The 16060-nt window shown below is 61.1% G+C and carries 9 protein-coding genes and 3 pseudogenes; 6 read left to right on the top strand and 6 right to left on the bottom strand.

Features of this window, described 5'->3' with window-relative positions; genetic code table 11:
- Positions 1-29 precede the first annotated feature (29 nt).
- Positions 30-1228, top strand: a pseudogene (locus QEN71_RS19220) (permease).
- Between the two features lie 737 nt (positions 1229-1965).
- Positions 1966-2172, top strand: a complete 207-nt coding sequence (locus QEN71_RS19215; protein WP_201650554.1) for a hypothetical protein — start codon at positions 1966-1968, stop codon at positions 2170-2172.
- 274 nt (positions 2173-2446) lie between these two features.
- Here the strand turns inward: QEN71_RS19215 and QEN71_RS19210 are convergent.
- Positions 2447-3739 (bottom strand): annotated as a pseudogene (locus tag QEN71_RS19210) (NRAMP family divalent metal transporter).
- A gap of 202 nt (positions 3740-3941) precedes the next feature.
- Between QEN71_RS19210 and QEN71_RS19205 the strand changes: the two are divergent.
- Positions 3942-4163 (top strand): hypothetical protein, encoded by a 222-nt coding sequence (locus tag QEN71_RS19205; protein ID WP_201650557.1) that lies wholly within the window; start codon positions 3942-3944, stop codon positions 4161-4163.
- Here QEN71_RS19205 and ligD (QEN71_RS44795) read toward each other — a convergent pair.
- Both ligD (QEN71_RS44795) and ligD (QEN71_RS44790) read right to left on the bottom strand, forming a co-directional pair.
- A pseudogene (gene ligD, locus QEN71_RS44795) lies at positions 4138-4731 on the bottom strand (non-homologous end-joining DNA ligase LigD). The gene QEN71_RS19205 and the pseudogene ligD (QEN71_RS44795) sit on opposite strands and share 26 nt — an antisense overlap.
- Entirely contained in the window at positions 4662-4892 is a 231-nt protein-coding gene (gene ligD, locus QEN71_RS44790; RefSeq protein WP_342965433.1) for a non-homologous end-joining DNA ligase LigD, read from the bottom strand. Before ligD (QEN71_RS44790) ends, ligD (QEN71_RS44795) begins: the two are co-directional and overlap by 70 nt.
- Positions 4893-5114: 222 nt before the next feature.
- Between ligD (QEN71_RS44790) and QEN71_RS19195 the strand changes: the two genes are divergently transcribed.
- Entirely contained in the window at positions 5115-5765 is a 651-nt protein-coding gene (locus QEN71_RS19195; RefSeq protein WP_201650560.1) for a response regulator receiver protein, read from the top strand.
- Positions 5766-5850: 85 nt separating this feature from the next.
- Here the strand turns inward: QEN71_RS19195 and QEN71_RS19190 are convergent, their stop codons facing one another.
- Positions 5851-6849 carry a chemotaxis protein CheB gene (locus QEN71_RS19190; protein ID WP_201650563.1) on the bottom strand — a complete coding sequence of 333 codons (999 nt, stop codon included), beginning with the start codon at positions 6847-6849 and terminating at the stop codon, positions 5851-5853.
- Positions 6850-6965: 116 nt separating this feature from the next.
- Positions 6966-11120 (bottom strand): CheR family methyltransferase, encoded by a 4155-nt coding sequence (locus tag QEN71_RS19185; RefSeq protein WP_201650565.1) that lies wholly within the window; start codon positions 11118-11120, stop codon positions 6966-6968.
- A gap of 683 nt (positions 11121-11803) precedes the next feature.
- Here QEN71_RS19185 and QEN71_RS19180 point away from each other — a divergent pair.
- Together QEN71_RS19180 and QEN71_RS19175 are read left to right on the top strand one after the other, a co-directional pair.
- A complete protein-coding gene (locus QEN71_RS19180) occupies positions 11804-12052 on the top strand; it encodes a DUF2795 domain-containing protein (protein WP_201650566.1) in 249 nt (82 codons plus the stop codon).
- A complete protein-coding gene (locus QEN71_RS19175) occupies positions 12049-13050 on the top strand; it encodes a glycosyltransferase family 2 protein (protein WP_201650567.1) in 1002 nt (333 codons plus the stop codon). Before QEN71_RS19180 ends, QEN71_RS19175 begins: the two co-directional genes overlap by 4 nt.
- 5 nt (positions 13051-13055) lie before the next feature.
- On the opposite strand, the gene QEN71_RS19170 is transcribed toward QEN71_RS19175, so the two are convergent.
- Positions 13056-15752: an ATP-binding cassette domain-containing protein gene (locus QEN71_RS19170; protein ID WP_201650568.1), complete on the bottom strand. Its 2697-nt coding sequence runs from the start codon at positions 15750-15752 to the stop codon at positions 13056-13058.
- Between the last annotated feature and the right edge of the window lie 308 nt (positions 15753-16060).

The raw sequence follows: 16060 nt of genomic DNA, 5'->3' as shown, positions 1-16060 counted from the left end.
ACTCACTCTCCCTTGCCAAGGAGGTCGTCATGACGAAGTCCCCATTTTCCACACAACGTCGCCCTCGGTTCCGGACCGTGACGCTTCTCGACTATGCGGGCCACGCGTTATGGATGACTGTCGTCATGTGCTGGCAGCTATTCTGGGATCTGAGCCTGGGCTTCCTCCTCTCCGCCGCCATCGAAAACGTTGTGTCGCGCAAGCGGATGTCGCAGCTGCTGCCGGATGCGTCACCGCGCTCCATCGTGCTCGCCAGCCTTCTCGGAGCCGCGTCGTCATCGTGCTCTTATGCTGCCGTGGCGATGGCGCGCTCGGCCATTCGCAAAGGCGCCGATTTCACCTCGTCGATCACGTTCCAGTTCGCTGCAACCTCGTGCTGGAACTGGCGATCCTGATGGGTACGCTGATCGGCTGGCCGTTCGCTGCGGCGGAAGCCGTGGGCGGCGTCTTGATGATCATCACCATCGCGATACTGTTCAGACTGTTCCTGCCACGAGCCCTCAGGTGCGCCGCCGTCGAGCAGGCCAAGCGCGGCGTCGCGGGCCGTATGGAAGGTCACGCGGCCATGTCTATGGACGAACAGTCAGGCGCCTCGCATCTACATCTGTTCTCGCGTGAACGCTGGGTTGCGATCAGCCACAGCTACGTTATGACGTGGTCGATGTTGTGGCGAGACATCGGCGTTGGCGTGCTGGTGGCAGGTGCGCTCTCGGCATGGGTTCCTGACACCTTTTGGCAACGGTTCTTTCTGTCGGGTCATCCCGTGCTGTCGGCGCTGTGGGGCGCATTCGCCGGCCCGCTCATTGCACTCGCATCATTCACCTGCTCAGTCGGCAACATCCCGCTCGCGAGCGTGCTTTGGCATGGCGGCATCAGCTTCGGCGGCGTCGCGTCGTTCATTTTTGGCGATCTGATCATCCTGCCGATCCTCAGCATCTACCGGAAATACTATGGTCCACGCATGACCGCTTTCATGTTCGGGACTTTCTACGCCGCGATGGTTATTGCCGCACTCGTGGTAGAGGGCATCTTCATGGCCGCGGGATGGGTGCCCGCGCGGACATCAGGCGATTCGACTGCGCACGCTGTCGCACCGGCCATCACGCTCAACTACACGTCCTTTCTCGACATCGGCTTCGGGCTCGTGTTCATTGCGCTCCTCGCCGTATTTTTACGCACGGGCGGACCAGACATGATGCATTCGATGAACCACGACACGCAGAGCTGAGCAACCAAACGACCGCTTAAGTGGACGATCCGGCCTGCTGAATGTCCAGATGATGCGTCGACCGGATGTCCCCTTATGGCCGACTGCTGCCTCACGCGCCTAGCAACATGGCCTGCATGATTCCCTCTCCGATTGTCTGCAGCATGCGACCCGAGGAGAACATTTCAGTATGCGAGATGCTGTCGGTCACTTTCGAAAAAATAACCAAACCATCCGTGAATGTTGCGCGTATCCATACGAGCGACTCATCCCTTCTTATCTACCGTGACGACCGTCTATGGGCATGGCGCGAGTCCACTTGACCGTTAAGGGGTGCATGCATTCTTCGAACGCAGCCATCCATCGCGTGTCGAGATGGTCGTCTTCAATGGACACAGTGCTGAGGTCGGGCAGCGCACTGCGTAATCGCGCAGCGGACTTTTCGGCCGAAACTGGTCAATCAAATATCTCCCGTGCGACAGCGTCCGTGATGATTAACGCGTGACTGCCATCTGCAGTCACGCGTTGAACAGTCGCAACGAATTCGGGTTCGTTCAAAGGTGTGTTCCTCAAAGTAAAAACGGCACGAGGCGTAATTCTGCAGACGACAAGCGCACCGTTTCGCCGGTTAACCAAGATACCTAAGCTGTTGACGATCCTTCCAGTGCCAGTGTCCGCTCCCGGAATGCTGCATCGCGCAATTCTTGCTAGTGAGTATCAGCGCGCCAGTGCGCTTTTTCAATAACCCGGAGCTGCGGATGATGAACGACGCCGAGATTGCAATGACCTTGCTCAACAGATGGGATCATGAGAGATTTCAGGGGAACGCAGGTATGACCTTCTCCGTGAGGGCGGTCTATCTTTCAGCCATCGTTGTGGCACTTTTGGCCGTCAGCAAAACGGCGCTCGATGCGTTGAGGTTGAATGCCTCTCGTTTGCCGACGGCTCATGCGTTATGCGATTGAGTGAACCCGGTGCGGACTCGTGTGCATCCCGTTGGACCGCGATTGCTCCCGTCGATGCAGCGAAGGACGGTAACGCGGAAAAATGATATCCGACGCAATCATGAGCCCCCGGGGGACCTGTAGACAGCCGGAGTGGCAGCCGGTGCCACATCCACCGTAGACCGTATCAGTCCTGACGCCGGGTCGCACATTGACGAGATCCGGCATGTCCTGTCACCTGCCGTTCTTTCGGTGGTCCCCACCTAAGTTCCTGGATACAGTAGGGTTAAGCATTTCATCCGGGCACGAACACTCCCGCTGCTGCGATCGCCATGGCGAGAGTCGCCAACCATCCTCCCCAGGCCATCGGCCCCCTGACCGCGAACGCGCCCATAACGCGCCGGCTGCGAGCCATAAGCATCATGATCACCATCATCGGCACTGCGGTCACACCGTTGATGACCGCACTCCAGTAGAGCGCCCCGAATCGGCTCAAAGTGCATGAAGGTAACCGCAACGCCACCAACGATCGCCAGCGCGATGACGGCGTAGAATTCCCGTGCAAGTGTCAGGTGTAGGGCAAGACTGCTTCGCCAGCGGAAGCTTCCCGCTGCAGCGTAGGCCGCGGAGCCGGCCAGGACAGGAAGTGCGAGCAACCCCGTTCCGATTATGCCGAGCGCGAAAAGCATATACGCGAAGCGTCCGGCAAACGGTTCCAGCGCGCGAGCCGCATCCGCTGACGTCTTCACATCAATGTGATGCAGATGAAGCGTTGCTCCCGCCGTCAGCACGATAAAGAATGCGATGACGTTCGAGATTCCCATCCCAACCCAGGTGTCGAAGTTGATACGGCGTAGTTGCGCGGGCGCCTGATGAGGCATCTGGCGCAACGGCGCCTGACCCGGCTCCGACCGCATCTCTTCCACTTCTTGCGATGCTTGCCAGAAGAACAGATATGGGCTGATGGTCGTGCCCAGTACGGCAATAACGGTGGTCAGGTAGTCCGAAGTCAGCGAAACAGGCGGCAGTATGATTGCATGCGCAACATCGCCCCACCGGACCGGAACGATGAGCGCGACAGCGACGTAGGTCAAGAGCGCCAGTGCGGTCCATTTGAGAAGCCGCGCATAACGCTCATACGGAACGAAAATCTGGAGCACGACCGACAGCCCCCCGAGAACCACGACATACAGTTGTTGCGGACCTCGCACGAGCAGTCCGACAGCCGCGCCCATTGCCGAAAGGTCGGCCGCAATATTGATGACGTTAGCGAGCACCAGCAGGATGACCGCGCTGTAGAGCAACCAGCGTGGATAATGGACGCGCATGTTCGACGCCAGACCTTTGCCCGTCACGCGGCCAATGCGTGCGCTCACGAGCTGGATTGCCGTCATGAGCGGGTAGGTTAGAAGCAGCGCCCAAAGGAGGCCGTAGCCGAACTGCGCCCCGCCTGCGAATAGGTGCCGATTCCGGAAGGATCATCATCCGCCGCGCCGGTAATCAGGCCGGGTCCCAGTCTTCGTATCCAGGACTGCTCGACAGGGTCGCTAACAGTGCTCTCGGGCTCGAACAGCTTCTCATCGCTCATGGCTGCCTCCTCTGCCGGACCATCTGCAAGTAGCGAGCCCGGCCGACACTTGCGATCGCGGCACCTAGCGCCGGGTTCGAACACAGCCAGCCGCGTGCGTGGTCCCGCCTGCAGGAATCAATCGCAACGAATAGCTGGCTCAAGCTCTCCTGGTATCACGTTTGCTGGTTCGACCGCACCAACGTCAGCAAAGGAGTCAGAAATGGCAGGCGACAGCTCATTCAAGCCGGGCGAGATTGTCAAAACATCGGGTATCTATTCGGTGGTCCATGACGACGGCAAAGGCACGTTCGAAGTGACATGCGTGGAAGGCGAACATTTCCCACCCACCAGAAGCGGGAAAGGCGCGCACTACGAACTCAAGTACGCGGCGACGCATTCGCATAAGCACAGCGAACTCAAGGGCACCGAGGCACGCAGCTAGCGTGTGATCCCGACAGCGCGGGGCACCGTGGCAGTAATGCCCTGCCGCGTGCGCCAGTAATCCTCCCATGGATCCGACCGAAGGCATCGACACGGCCATGCTGCCGCGCGCGGAACGAAAATGCCGCCACTGTACTTGCCCCGCAGCCGTTACGCACATAGTCGATAAACAACTTCCTATCCGGTTTTCGAGCCGAGGACCGCAGAGAAGCGGTCCGGTATGACCCGTGCCATATGTCGTGCGACGGCACGCGAAAACTCCTTGACCTCGTCCCACCCGTACCTGCGCGTCAGCGGCACGACAACATGGAAGCCCTTCCCCCGCTCGTTTTCGGAAACGAACTCAATCCCATTTCGTCAAGGACCACCGTCAGCAGCATCGCTGCCTCCGTCATCATCGTCCATGGCAGAACGGCGTCGGGGTCGAGGTCGAAGATCACTCCGATCAGGATGCTCGAGATCAGGTGCCACTGCATTCCACGTATGTAACTGCACCCACTCATCTGCGCGAGGCCGACAAGCGCCTCGGGCGTGTTGGCGACGAGCAGCGGCGGATGACGCGGATGCATCTCCTTCGCAAGCTCCATGACGCCCGGAATGCGAGCCCTCTCGCTATGCTTCTAGAAAAAAGTTCACCGCTGATGCCGTCGGGCGCGCGAACCAACGCAAGCGGCCGGTTCATCAGATGAGGCAGCGCCCACTGTGCGATTGCTTCGTAGTAGCGGACCATTTCCAGCTTCGTACGCCCCGTCGCGGGGTCCATGACGCGCCCCAGGTTACTCACATGCACGCGGGCCCGTTTTTCGTCAGGCAGGGAAGCCGTCGTATGCGGCCCGACATGGTATCTCGTCCGGCGCTATACAAATTTCCGCGTGCGGTGCATTATTGGCATGTCTTACCGGGCCTTCTCCACGATAGAGTTGGGACCGACTCAGGGGGCAGTATGGAATCAATGTCGACGGCAAATGACGCGCTGGGATTCGACGTCGCATGCGCCGCGCTGGAGCAAGCGACTCGTGACGTGCAGCGCCTGACGGACGATCCCACCGCCACTCTCGCTGCCTTATCGAAGGCGCGGCGCGATTACGACTTGTCGAGAATGCGGTGGTTGCGGTGTGAATGGGAACTGAGGGCTGCGGCCGCTCACGCACTCAGGCGACCGCCATTAAAGATTGGTCCCTTGCTAATTGTCGGGTCCGACAAAACCGTCCGTGAGTCTCTTGCCGTTCTTCTGGCCGCCAAAGGGTACGGCCGACCTAAGGCTGTGGGTTTCGACGCTTTCGACCGTACGAATGCACTTGGCAGACAGCTTGTCATTGTGGACGTTCCCTGGCATTCGGTCACCGCGGCTCGATGGTTTCTGGAGAGCTTCGACGCGTCTTTCGACAAGCCCTCTTTCATCGCGTTGCTGCAACGGGAATATGCAGACGACTTCAGCGGCAAGGTTAATCGGGTAGTTGCCAAACCGTTCGTCCTTCAGGCACTGCTTCGGGCAATCGATGATGTCGACGCAACGGCTGCGAGGTTGACACGTCGCAACAACGTGCCGTGGCTCGGCGAGCTTTATGAGCATCAAGCGAGTGAGCGACTCGCCTGTGACTGATCCTGTACCCAGAGGTCCTTCCGCAAGCCTTGCACCGCCAGCTTCCCAAAAACACGCGGCAACCCGCGAGTGAAGGCTCTCAGCGTTATGTCTCGTCGGTCTGTGACAACGTGCCCTTCAACGTCTCGATCACCCTTGTCGTTTCGTCAATATGCGCCTGTTCGATCGCAACCTGCTGCTGGTCACCCACGCGCTCTGCCCACATCCTTCTCTCGTGCGCGAACACTATGCGTTCGTTCGCCGCTCGGATCGCTGCCCAGATGGCGTTCTCAAGCGTTTGCTCCTGACCATCCTCAAGTGAGAGATAGCCGAACGCGTGTCCGGTATGGCACCGGTAACGAAGCTGTTGGTGGTCATTGATGCGCCATAGCATGCCGCCGCACTCCGGACACGAAAGCGGCGAGCGCGCACCAATGCGGTCCAGTTCTTCCGGAGAAACGACGTGTCGTCCTGCGATCCGCGCTTCAAAGTCAAGATCTTGCGAGCTCATTTCAAGCAATTCCGAAGGCTGTAAGCGGGGGGCGCCCTCTATTGCCGCGACAATCTGGTCGGCAAGATGCTCTTTGCCAACGACAGCGTCTGCGCCGGCAGCTTGCAGTGCTGTCCGGGGCATGGACGGTGCCTCGCAATCCTCGGGGCTCTGAACTATGCAATATCCGCCACGGGCACGCACCGCAGCGAGTCCGGCCGCACCGTCGTCAAGATCGCCGCTGAGCACGACGGCAACAACGCCGTCGCCGAATGAAAGGGCGGCCGTTCTGAACAGCGGGTCTACAGCTGGGCGGGCGAAGTTCTCGGCCGCTCCATTGCTCATCCTGAGCCCTTCCGGTAGTACGAGCATATGCCGATCCGGCGGCGCGATGTAGATGACTCCGTTGGCCAGCGGCTCGCCGTCGACGGGATGTATCGCGGGTAGTGGTCCCCAACCGGACATCAACTGCGGCAATACACTTTCGTGCCTGCCTATGTGCAACACGATGCACACGGCTGCACGAAGGTCCGGTGGCAGTGTCGCTGCAAGCGCTTTCAAAACACCGAACGCCCCGCGCGACCCTCCGATCACCACAATATCGCGTCGCTTCATTTGCCCTCCCTTCTACGTCAGGCAGCAAGCGACGAACCCGCGTCTACCGAAAAAGGACGACGAGCCCACGTCGGGAGAGCACTAACTGCGAAGCTCGATAGTGATGACTTCGCCGCTTATTCCGATGATGAGCGTAGCGACGGCGCAAAGCTATTCAGGATTTGCAGCAACGAACCGAAATCAAGGGGTTTGCCAGTCTGAGCGTGAAATCCTGCCTCGAAGGCCTCACGCCTGTCCGCTTCGCGGTCGCTCTCGGTGACCGCAATACTTCGAAGGTCGGTGAGTTGCGGGTTGGCCTTCACAAGCGCCATAAATTCATGCGGATCTTCAAGACTCCGGACATCGACAATTACCACGTCGACCGGCTGTTGTGCCAGGGTGTCCAACGCCTGCGACGCGCCGGGGACGAGGACAGTCGAAACATTCTCCAGCTTCAGCAGTTCTTCGAGCGAAGCAGCAACCTCCGGGTCACCGATCGCGATCATCACGCGAGCGCCCTTCAGCGAGCCTTGGGACTGCCCCACTTTGCGCGTCAGGTCATCCGTAGCTGACACCGGTGGCAGCCAGACCGTCATCGTCGTGCCGCGGCCAATCCCGTCCGAACGGGCTCCCACACGGCCGTCGTGCATTTCGACGAGTTGTCGCACGAGTGCGAGACCGATACCGAGCCCCGTCTTCGTTCGGGATCGCCCGCCCTGACGATACATGTCAAAAATGTACGGAAGCTCGGATGCATCGATGCCCTCTCCGTCGTCGATTACGTCGAGCCGCACCATGGCTGCCTCGCGCGTCAGGCGAAGTTCGATCCGCCCACCGTCCGGCGTGAACTTGATCGCGTTCGTCACGAGATTCCACAGTATCTGTTCGCAACGGGTCCGATCGCCGCGAACGACTGCAGCCTGCGTCGCCCCTGTCACCTTCAGTTCGATCCGCCGCGCTGCCACGTCCTCGTCTGCAGCCTGTGCGATCTCACGCAATATCAACGCGATGTCGACATCGACAACATCGAGCGCGAGCTTGCCGGTGCGCACTCGCGAGAGGTCGAGAAGATCGTCGATGATCTGTGCCTGGCTGCGCACCGCACGCCGGATAGCGTCCGCGGTTTCGCGCACGACCTCGATATCCCTGGTCTGGGGCAGCCTGGGGAGGATATCCGCTTTCATCCCAATGAGATTCAACGGATGCTTCAACTCGTGAGACAGCACGGCCATGAAGTCGTCTTTCAGCTGGCTCGCGTCGGACTCTTTTCGACGCTCCGTCTGCTCGTGCGTGAGCGCGGCCTCTCGCGCGTCGTCGCGCTGCTTGCGTTCTGTGAGATCACGCGCGATCTTGGCATACCCTTTGAATGATGGATCGACGATCGGCGTCACCACCCCGCTGCAGTAGACCCGACGATGATCCTTGGTCACATGCCACCGTTCGTCGTCCGCTCGGCCCTCGCTCGATGCGAGATCGCGCTCCCGCGCCGCAACGTGGGCCTGACGGTCGCCGGGCTCGTAGATCAGTTCGATATCCTTGCCCACTACCTCTTCCTGGGCGAAGCCGAAGATGCGTTCCGCACCGGCGTTCCAGCTGACGATGCGACCCGAAGGATCTTGCACGATGATCGCATAGTCGTTCGTTGATTGAGCGACAAGCCGCAGGCGCTGTTCACCGATACGGGCCTGCTCCTCCGCTTCGTGGCGCGCGGTGATATCGATGAGCGTCAGCACGGCGCCGTCGATACGATCATCAGCAGTACGATACGGAAGCAGGCGCATGAGATACCACCGGCCGTCATGACTTTGCACCTCCCGCTCGATCAGCTTCAGCGTCTCAAATGCGTTCTTGACATCTTCAGCCAGCGTCGGGTGTTTCAACGAGTGCGTGATATCGAACAGCGAACGGCCAAGATCCGCATCGATCAGCTTGAAGATGTGTGTGGCACTCGGTGTGAACCGCTTGACCTGGATTTTCTTGTCGACGAAAACCGTCGCAATTTCGCTCGACACGATGATGTTCTGCAGATCGTCGTTGGCCTTGGCGGTGTCCTCGACCCGTGCGTGCAACTCTGCGTTTAGCGTGGTCAGTTCTTCATTGACCGACTGAAGTTCTTCCTTGCTGCTCTCCAGCTCTTCGGTCGCCGATCGCAACTCCTCGTTGATCGCCTGCAGTTCTTCGTTCGACGCCTTCAGTTCTTCAACGGAAGTCTCATACTGTTCGATCGTTGTGGCGAGCTGCTCGCGACTATGCTGCAACTCCCGCTCGAGTTGCATGAGAACCGGATCCCGTCCTTTGCCTTCAGTCTCGTCCTCCTCCGACATCCGTTCCTGAACTTCATCGAAAAGCACCAGGAAGAAATTGGCGTTCACACCGGGATCGTGGAAAGGGCGAACGGTCATGTTGATCCATGACGTGTGGCCATCGCGCTCGGATTTGACGCGCCTCGCTTCGACGCTTGCGCCTGTCTGCTGCGCCCGAAACAGGGTGGTACGCAAATCCAGCCGCAGTTCCGGCACGACGACAGACATGATGTTGGTTGACGGTTCGCCGCCAGCGTGTCGCAGGAACCGGCCCGCGTTGTCTGAAAGATGCACGATCGCCGATTCGCGGTCGACGATGACGCTCGGAGGCGCGTATTGTTCGAGCACGCGCTGATGCAGGGCCGAGAATGAAAAGTTCCGGCGCTCCGGCGGCAGCGGTGGCCCGGCGCTCACGGCGCTCGCCTGTGCGTCGTCGGATGCCGTCGTGCTGGTCAGCGTCAGCGAAGGAAAAGCGGGCGCCTGCTTCGCGCGGTTCACGATCTTCCGCGCCCGATACACCCGATGCTTTTTATCGACGACCGAGAACAGGTCATCGGCCGCATCGGCCGATTCCGCGGACCCGAGAAACAGATACCCGTCTGGCCGCAACGCGAAGTGGAACAGTTCCAGAATCTTTCGCTGCACCGCACGGTCGAGATAAATCAGGACGTTGCGGCACGAGATCAGATCGAGATGTGAAAAAGGCGGGTCCCGCAGCAGACTGTGCGCTGCAAATAGAATCCGTTCGCGCACCGGCTTCGAAATCGCATACCGCTCGCCATCCTGCGTGAAGTAGCGGCGAAGCACGTCGGCGGGCACATCGGCAGCGATCGAAGCCGGGTAGGTACCGGACCGGGCCCGTGCGATTGCCGTGTCGTCGATGTCCGTGGCGAAAACCTGCATGGCCGATGCGGATCCCGCTGCCTCGCGCGCCTGCGCCATCAGGAGCGCAATCGAGTACGCCTCCTCCCCCGTCGAACAGCCTGCTACCCACGCCCGTACCTGCGTATCGCTGTTCGCCGCGCGGAATAGCGAGGGCATCACCGTCTCCCGGAGGACATCGAATGCCTCGCGGTCGCGAAAGAACTGGGTGACGCCAATCAGCATGTCCGCCAGCAGCGCAGTCGTCTCGTCGGGCGTGCCACGAAGGAAATCCCGATATTTTTCCAGGCTGGACAGGGCGTTAACCTGCAGGCGACGCTCGATCCGACGCAGAACCGTCGCTCGCTTGTAATGGCGAAAGTCATGGCCCGTACGCACACGCAGATGCGCGAGGATGTCCTGCAGCGCGCGTTCCGCCTCCGCGCCCTGGACTTCCGGCGAGTCTTCCGGATGATCGACAGGCTCCGGGTACGGGATACGGATCCGCTGCGCATTGCGCCACAGTTCCAGCAGCTTTTTCGGCATCGCCGCAACGGGCAGGATGATATCGACCTGACCAGTCGTGATCGCATGCTGCGGCATCTCGGGATGCTCGGCATCGTTGGGTTCCTGCGCCATCGTGATGCCGCCGGCTTCCTTGATATGGCTGAGCCCGACGCTGCCGTCCGATCCCGTGCCGGAGAGCACGATGCCCATCGCATGTGCGCCGTGTGCCTGCGCGAGCGTGCGGAAAAACGCGTCGATTGTCAGGATCTTGACGCCTTCTTCGATCCGGTCGCTTACGCGCAGATGGTCGTCCGACATGAGCAACTGCTTGCCTGGGGCGATGACGTAGACGTGATTTTTCTCGATCGACGTCGCGCTGGTGACCTGCCTGACGGGCATTGAAGTGGTTCGCTGCAGGATCTGGTCGGCATTACTCTCATGGTCGGCGGACAGATGCAGGATTACGACAAACGCCATGTCCATGGTGGCTGGGGCATTCCTGAAAAATTCGCTCAGCGCCTGCACGCCGCCAGCCGACGCCCCAATGCCGACCACGGGAAACGGCAGGCTGGCAGCCGTTACACGAGCACCCTTTGATTTCGCAGAAGCACCGCCGGTCATTTCCACATCTCCAAGATTGAGGTCGCAGCCGCGAGCCGCGCGCGCACCGTGGTTATAACAAATTCGGTGGGTTCGGCGGTGTGTTTGGCAGAATCGGCCGCAGCGCCATCGCAACTTTCATCACCGGAAAGCGACGCAACATCCGATCGCGAGTGAGCAAAGCGGTAAAGCTCCCGAAAAGCAACGACGCCCCCGGGTTGCCCCCATACCTCGGCCGAGCCGGGTGAGCGCGCACCGCAGATCCGCCGCCACCCCGCCTTCCGCTATCAGAAGAATGGCGATGACGCGAGCATGAGGCCAAGGTTTACGACCAGCACGTGCTGCGTAGGCAAAGCGTCTCGATGTTCGGGCAGGCTCGGTCCTGAAGATGCCGCCGTTTTACTCGCCTGGCTTCCCACCCCGTCGCCCCCTCCTCATCCCCGGTCGTACTGGTGCACAGATCGAACGCAGATAGTTTTCCGCCACTAGCCTGCAGTACCGACTACTCGAAAAGGGCTGTTCACCTTCACCGACGCGACATGACCCGATTCAAAGGTATGGCTGAGCTCGCTCGGGATCGGCCGGCGCTAATAAAAAATGTGCAGTGTGGCAACTGAACCACTGCAAGTGCGAACGGGCATCGCGCTTGCGGCTCGCATGAACCGCGCGACGCAGGTAGTCGAATTGATGAACGGAGAACAGCTATGTCATCGCAGTCACCGCTTCCGGCTCATTCCCAGGATCAGCGTCACCTCGGACAACCCAACCCGCCCGATACCCAGAAAGCGCTGTCAGACTTCAACTGTCGGACCACGCGCGAGAAGCTGGTCGAACGGACACAAAAGAATCGGGTCAGCATCGACATGGTCGACCTGGCCGATAAGCTGCCCGCATACAAGTATGACAGCCCCGCGCCGGTGTCAAACCAGATATCGCGTATCAAGTCACGATGACCGCTCCCTCCATTCCCGATTTCGTGCCCACTTCCTGGCTGGAAGAGGCGGGCTCGCGCATCACGCTCGTCGTGTTGACACATAATCGCGCAACGCAGCTGATGGCGACGCTGCATCGTTTGCGCGCGTTGCCGGAGTATCCGCAAATCGTCGTCGCCGACAACGCGTCGACGGATGAGACGGTGTGGATGGTCGACCTCGCGTTCCCCGACGTGCGCATCGTTCAATGCGGACGCAACATGGGGGCGGCCGGCCGCAATCGCGCCGTTGCATGCGTCGACACCGAGTACGTGGCGTTCTGCGACGACGATACCTGGTGGGAGCCCGGCTCACTTGCCGAAGCCGTCCGCATACTCGACGCGTCGCCGCGGGTCGGCGTGCTCAATGCGCGGATCGAAGTCGGCGATGCGGGCGAAACGGACCCGACCTGCATCGTCATGCGCCATAGCCCGCTCGATTCACATGGACTGCCAGGCCTTTCTCTCGTCGGTCACATGGCGGGCGCGTCCGTATTCAGGACCGCGCTGTTTCGCGACGCGGGCGGCTACGATGCGCGGCTCTTCATTGGCGGCGAAGAGGAACTGCTTGCGCTCGACCTGCTCGCGCAAGGTCACGCGATTGTCTATTGCGAGGCGTTGACGGTCGCGCATTATCCCTCCGCGGCGCGCGACAGCGCGCTACGCCGGCGCATGCTCGCGCGCAACGCGGCATGGGTCGCGTGGTTGCGCCTTCCTTTGAGCGACGCATTGACGCGGACAGTGCACGCACTTTCGATCTTCAACCGTGAAGGCACGCTGTTGCACGACGGCGCGCAGTTGCTGCTCGGATTGCGGTGGGCGCTGCGCGAACGCAGGCTCGTACCGCGTCAGGTGCTGTCGATGCTGCGTGAAGTCGAACTCCATGAGCAGCGCGGCGTTTCCCTGGAGCGCACACCGAGCCGCGACGGAGTCTCTGCGCACGAGAATGAAAGCGACTACAGGGAAACGGCAGGACGTTAGCGATCTTAAGCTTGCTTCTGAGCCTGCCTGCCGGCGACTTCACGAATCGACTCGATCAGCGTCGGTGCAGCAACAGGTTTGGTCAAAAGCATGCTGAACCCGGCCTGACGCGCCCTGCCCTCATCGTCCGATGTCGCGTAGCCCGTCAATGCTATCGCGGGCATGCCTTTGCCCGCCGGCACGTCATGTCGCGTTTCGAATTCGCGAATGCGATGCAACACCTGGTAGCCATCTTCGGCGCCGAGCACGATATCGCACAGCAGAACTTGAGGCCAATCATCCCGCGCCGTGTCCGACAGCGTGACAAGCGCTTCGTCGCCCGAGCCCGCCAGCTGAACGCGCGCGCCGTTCACCATCAGGACCGCTTCGAGCGCATCGCGCGCGTCTTCCTGGTCGTCGATTGCGAAGACCCGCAGATCGTCGAGCGGACGCTGCGCATCAGCGGCGCTCGTCTCGCCGTCGACGGTCGTGTCGCGCTGCGCTTCCACAGGCTCGTCATCAAGAACGGGGCGCAGCGGCAGCACCATCACATAGGCAACGCGTTGATCGACGGGCATCACGGTCAACCGGCCGCCCGATGCCGCCAGCTTGGCCTCCATCATCCGCGCCGCATCCTGCGACAGTTCGACCGATTTGTCCCGCGTCCCCACCACGCTTAGCCACGCATGATTGTCCCGACGCTCGACACGCAACTCGATCATCCCGCCCACGCGCGTCTGGTCGATCTCGCTTCGGCACAGCGTAGCGAGCACCTGCTGCAATTCGACGGGATCGCCCGTGAAACGCAGATCGTCGGGCGGTGTAACGGTTCGCCACGTAATGCGCCGTTGCGCGATCGCGTTCTGCAGCGGTCGCAGCGCATCGGCGATCAGCGTGTCGATCCGCACCGATTCCGCCGACACCTTGCGCTGCAGATGCTCCAGCTCGCCCTGCTGCCATTGCAGCGCCCACATCTTCGCGTACACCGCACCGCGCGCCAGCAGTGCATCGTGCGTGCCCTGTTCGACGATCCGGCCATGCTCCATCACAAGAATCCAGTCGGCGTCGACGACGGTCGAAAGACGGTGCGCGATCGAGATCGACGTGCGCCCTTGCGCAAGCCGCTTCAGTTCGTTCTGGATCGCGCGTTCCGATCGCGTATCGAGCGCCGACGACGCTTCGTCGAACACGATGATGCGCGGATTCTTGAGGATCGCGCGCGCAATCGCGATGCGCTGCCGCTCGCCGCCCGACAGCCGCACGCCGCGTTCGCCAACGCGCGTGTCGTAATGATCGGGCAGCCGCTCGATGAACCCGTCGAGTTGCGCGGCCCGCGCTGCCCGCACCACGTCGGCGCGCGTCGCGCCCTGCCGGCCGTACGCGATGTTGTAGGCGATAGTCTCGTTGAACAGCACGGTGTCTTGCGGCACGATGCCGATCGCTTCACGCAGGCTTTTCTGCGTGACGGCGCGCAGGTCCTGGCCGTCGATCAGCACGCGCCCCGAGGCCGGCTGATAGATGCGAAACAGCAGGCGCACCAGCGTCGATTTGCCCGAGCCGCTGCCGCCGACCACGGCGAGCCGGTTGCCCGGATGGATGCGAAACGACACGTCGCGCAACACCTGGCGCGCGGGGTCGTAGCCGAAATTCACGCGCTCGAATTCGATGCCGCCGTCGGTCACGACGAGCGGCCGTGCATCGGGCATGTCGAGATCCTCGCCTGGGACGCCGCGCGCGACGAGGATCGCGAACATGCGCTCGACATTGACCTTCGCATCGTTGGTCTCGCGAAACACGAAGCCGAGCGTGTTGAGCGGCATGCAGACCTGAATGATGTATGCGTTGATCAGCACCAGATCGCCGACGGTCATCGAACCCGTCATCACCTTCTGCACCGCGAGCAGCACCACGGCCGCGATCCCCGTCGCGATCACGCCGCTCTGTCCGACGTGCAGCGCCGTCAGCGCGCGCTGATTCGCAATGCGGGCATCGATCCATTGCGCGAGCACGTCGGACTGCCGCCGCGTTTCCGTCTCTTCCGTCGCGAAGAACTTGACGGAATCGTAGTTCAGCAGGCTGTCGACCAGCCGCCCGTCCGACTGCGCTTCGATCGCATTCACGCGACGCTGGATCACCAGACGCCGTTGCGTAAAGACGTACGTGTAGAGCGCATAGCAGGCAAATGTTGCCGCGATGATGATCGTGAAGAGCCATGAATAGCCGCGCATCACTATCGCGACGATGCTGCCGATTTCGATGAAGGTCGGCACGATCGAAAACAGCGCCGTGCCCAGCAGAAAACCGATTCCATCCGTGCCCTTCTGCACGTCGCGCACGACGCCGCCCGTCTCGCGCTGCGCATGAAAGCGCGCGCCCAGTCGATGCAGATGGCCGAAGGTGCGCTCGGCGAACTCGGCCACCGTGCGCTGCGTGACGACGCTGAACACGACGTCGCGCGCCTCGTTCAACGCATCGGCGAAGAAACGCAGCAGCGCATACGCCAGCACCAGAAAGACGGGAAACACGACAGGCGATTCGGGGTGACTGAGTTCGTCGACGATGTGCTTGAGCGTCAGCGGGATCGCCACGGCCGACAGCTTCGCGAAAATCATCAACGCGAACGACACAGCCGTGACGAGCCGATATCTGAGCACGGCTGCCAGCAGGTCGCGCACGATCAGTCCTTTGATCTGCGAGCGAGCGGTCGTTGCATCGGTCGTCATCGTCCTCCCCAGTGTCTTGCGGACTTTCGTGCGCCATGCAAGCGAGCCAGATTCGCTCCCGGCGGCGGCACGCGCGACATGTCGGTGCCGGATGGCGTCGAAGCGGTAGCGCGACACTAAAGTGCTTTTGGGGAGCATGCGCTGCGCCTGATAACGACGCGCCTCGCCGCGCCGCGTTTTTACATGACGCTTGTAATTCGGGGCCCGCCACAGCGCTTCCAACGATGTCCCCTCAACGAAAAAACTCTGCGTTCCAAACGAGACGATGAGCATGCCCATGCTCATCGTTCGGCACAGCGGATGCTGAA

This window comes from Paraburkholderia sabiae, assembly GCF_030412785.1.
GTDB classification, from domain to species: Bacteria; Pseudomonadota; Gammaproteobacteria; order Burkholderiales; family Burkholderiaceae; genus Paraburkholderia; species Paraburkholderia sabiae.
This window is presented reverse-complemented; position numbering and strand designations above follow the sequence as displayed.

Coding starts and splice junctions, on each gene's coding strand:
- QEN71_RS19215 (WP_201650554.1), top strand. CDS start 1,966: ATGATGAACGACGCCGAGATTGCAATGACCTTGCTCAACAGATGGGAT.
- QEN71_RS19180 (WP_201650566.1), top strand. CDS start 11,804: ATGTCATCGCAGTCACCGCTTCCGGCTCATTCCCAGGATCAGCGTCAC.
- QEN71_RS19190 (WP_201650563.1), bottom strand. CDS start 6,849: ATGAAGCGACGCGATATTGTGGTGATCGGAGGGTCGCGCGGGGCGTTC.
- ligD (WP_342965433.1), bottom strand. CDS start 4,892: ATGGTCCGCTACTACGAAGCAATCGCACAGTGGGCGCTGCCTCATCTG.
- QEN71_RS19205 (WP_201650557.1), top strand. CDS start 3,942: ATGGCAGGCGACAGCTCATTCAAGCCGGGCGAGATTGTCAAAACATCG.
- QEN71_RS19170 (WP_201650568.1), bottom strand. CDS start 15,752: ATGACGACCGATGCAACGACCGCTCGCTCGCAGATCAAAGGACTGATC.
- QEN71_RS19185 (WP_201650565.1), bottom strand. CDS start 11,120: ATGACCGGCGGTGCTTCTGCGAAATCAAAGGGTGCTCGTGTAACGGCT.
- QEN71_RS19175 (WP_201650567.1), top strand. CDS start 12,049: ATGACCGCTCCCTCCATTCCCGATTTCGTGCCCACTTCCTGGCTGGAA.
- QEN71_RS19195 (WP_201650560.1), top strand. CDS start 5,115: ATGTCGACGGCAAATGACGCGCTGGGATTCGACGTCGCATGCGCCGCG.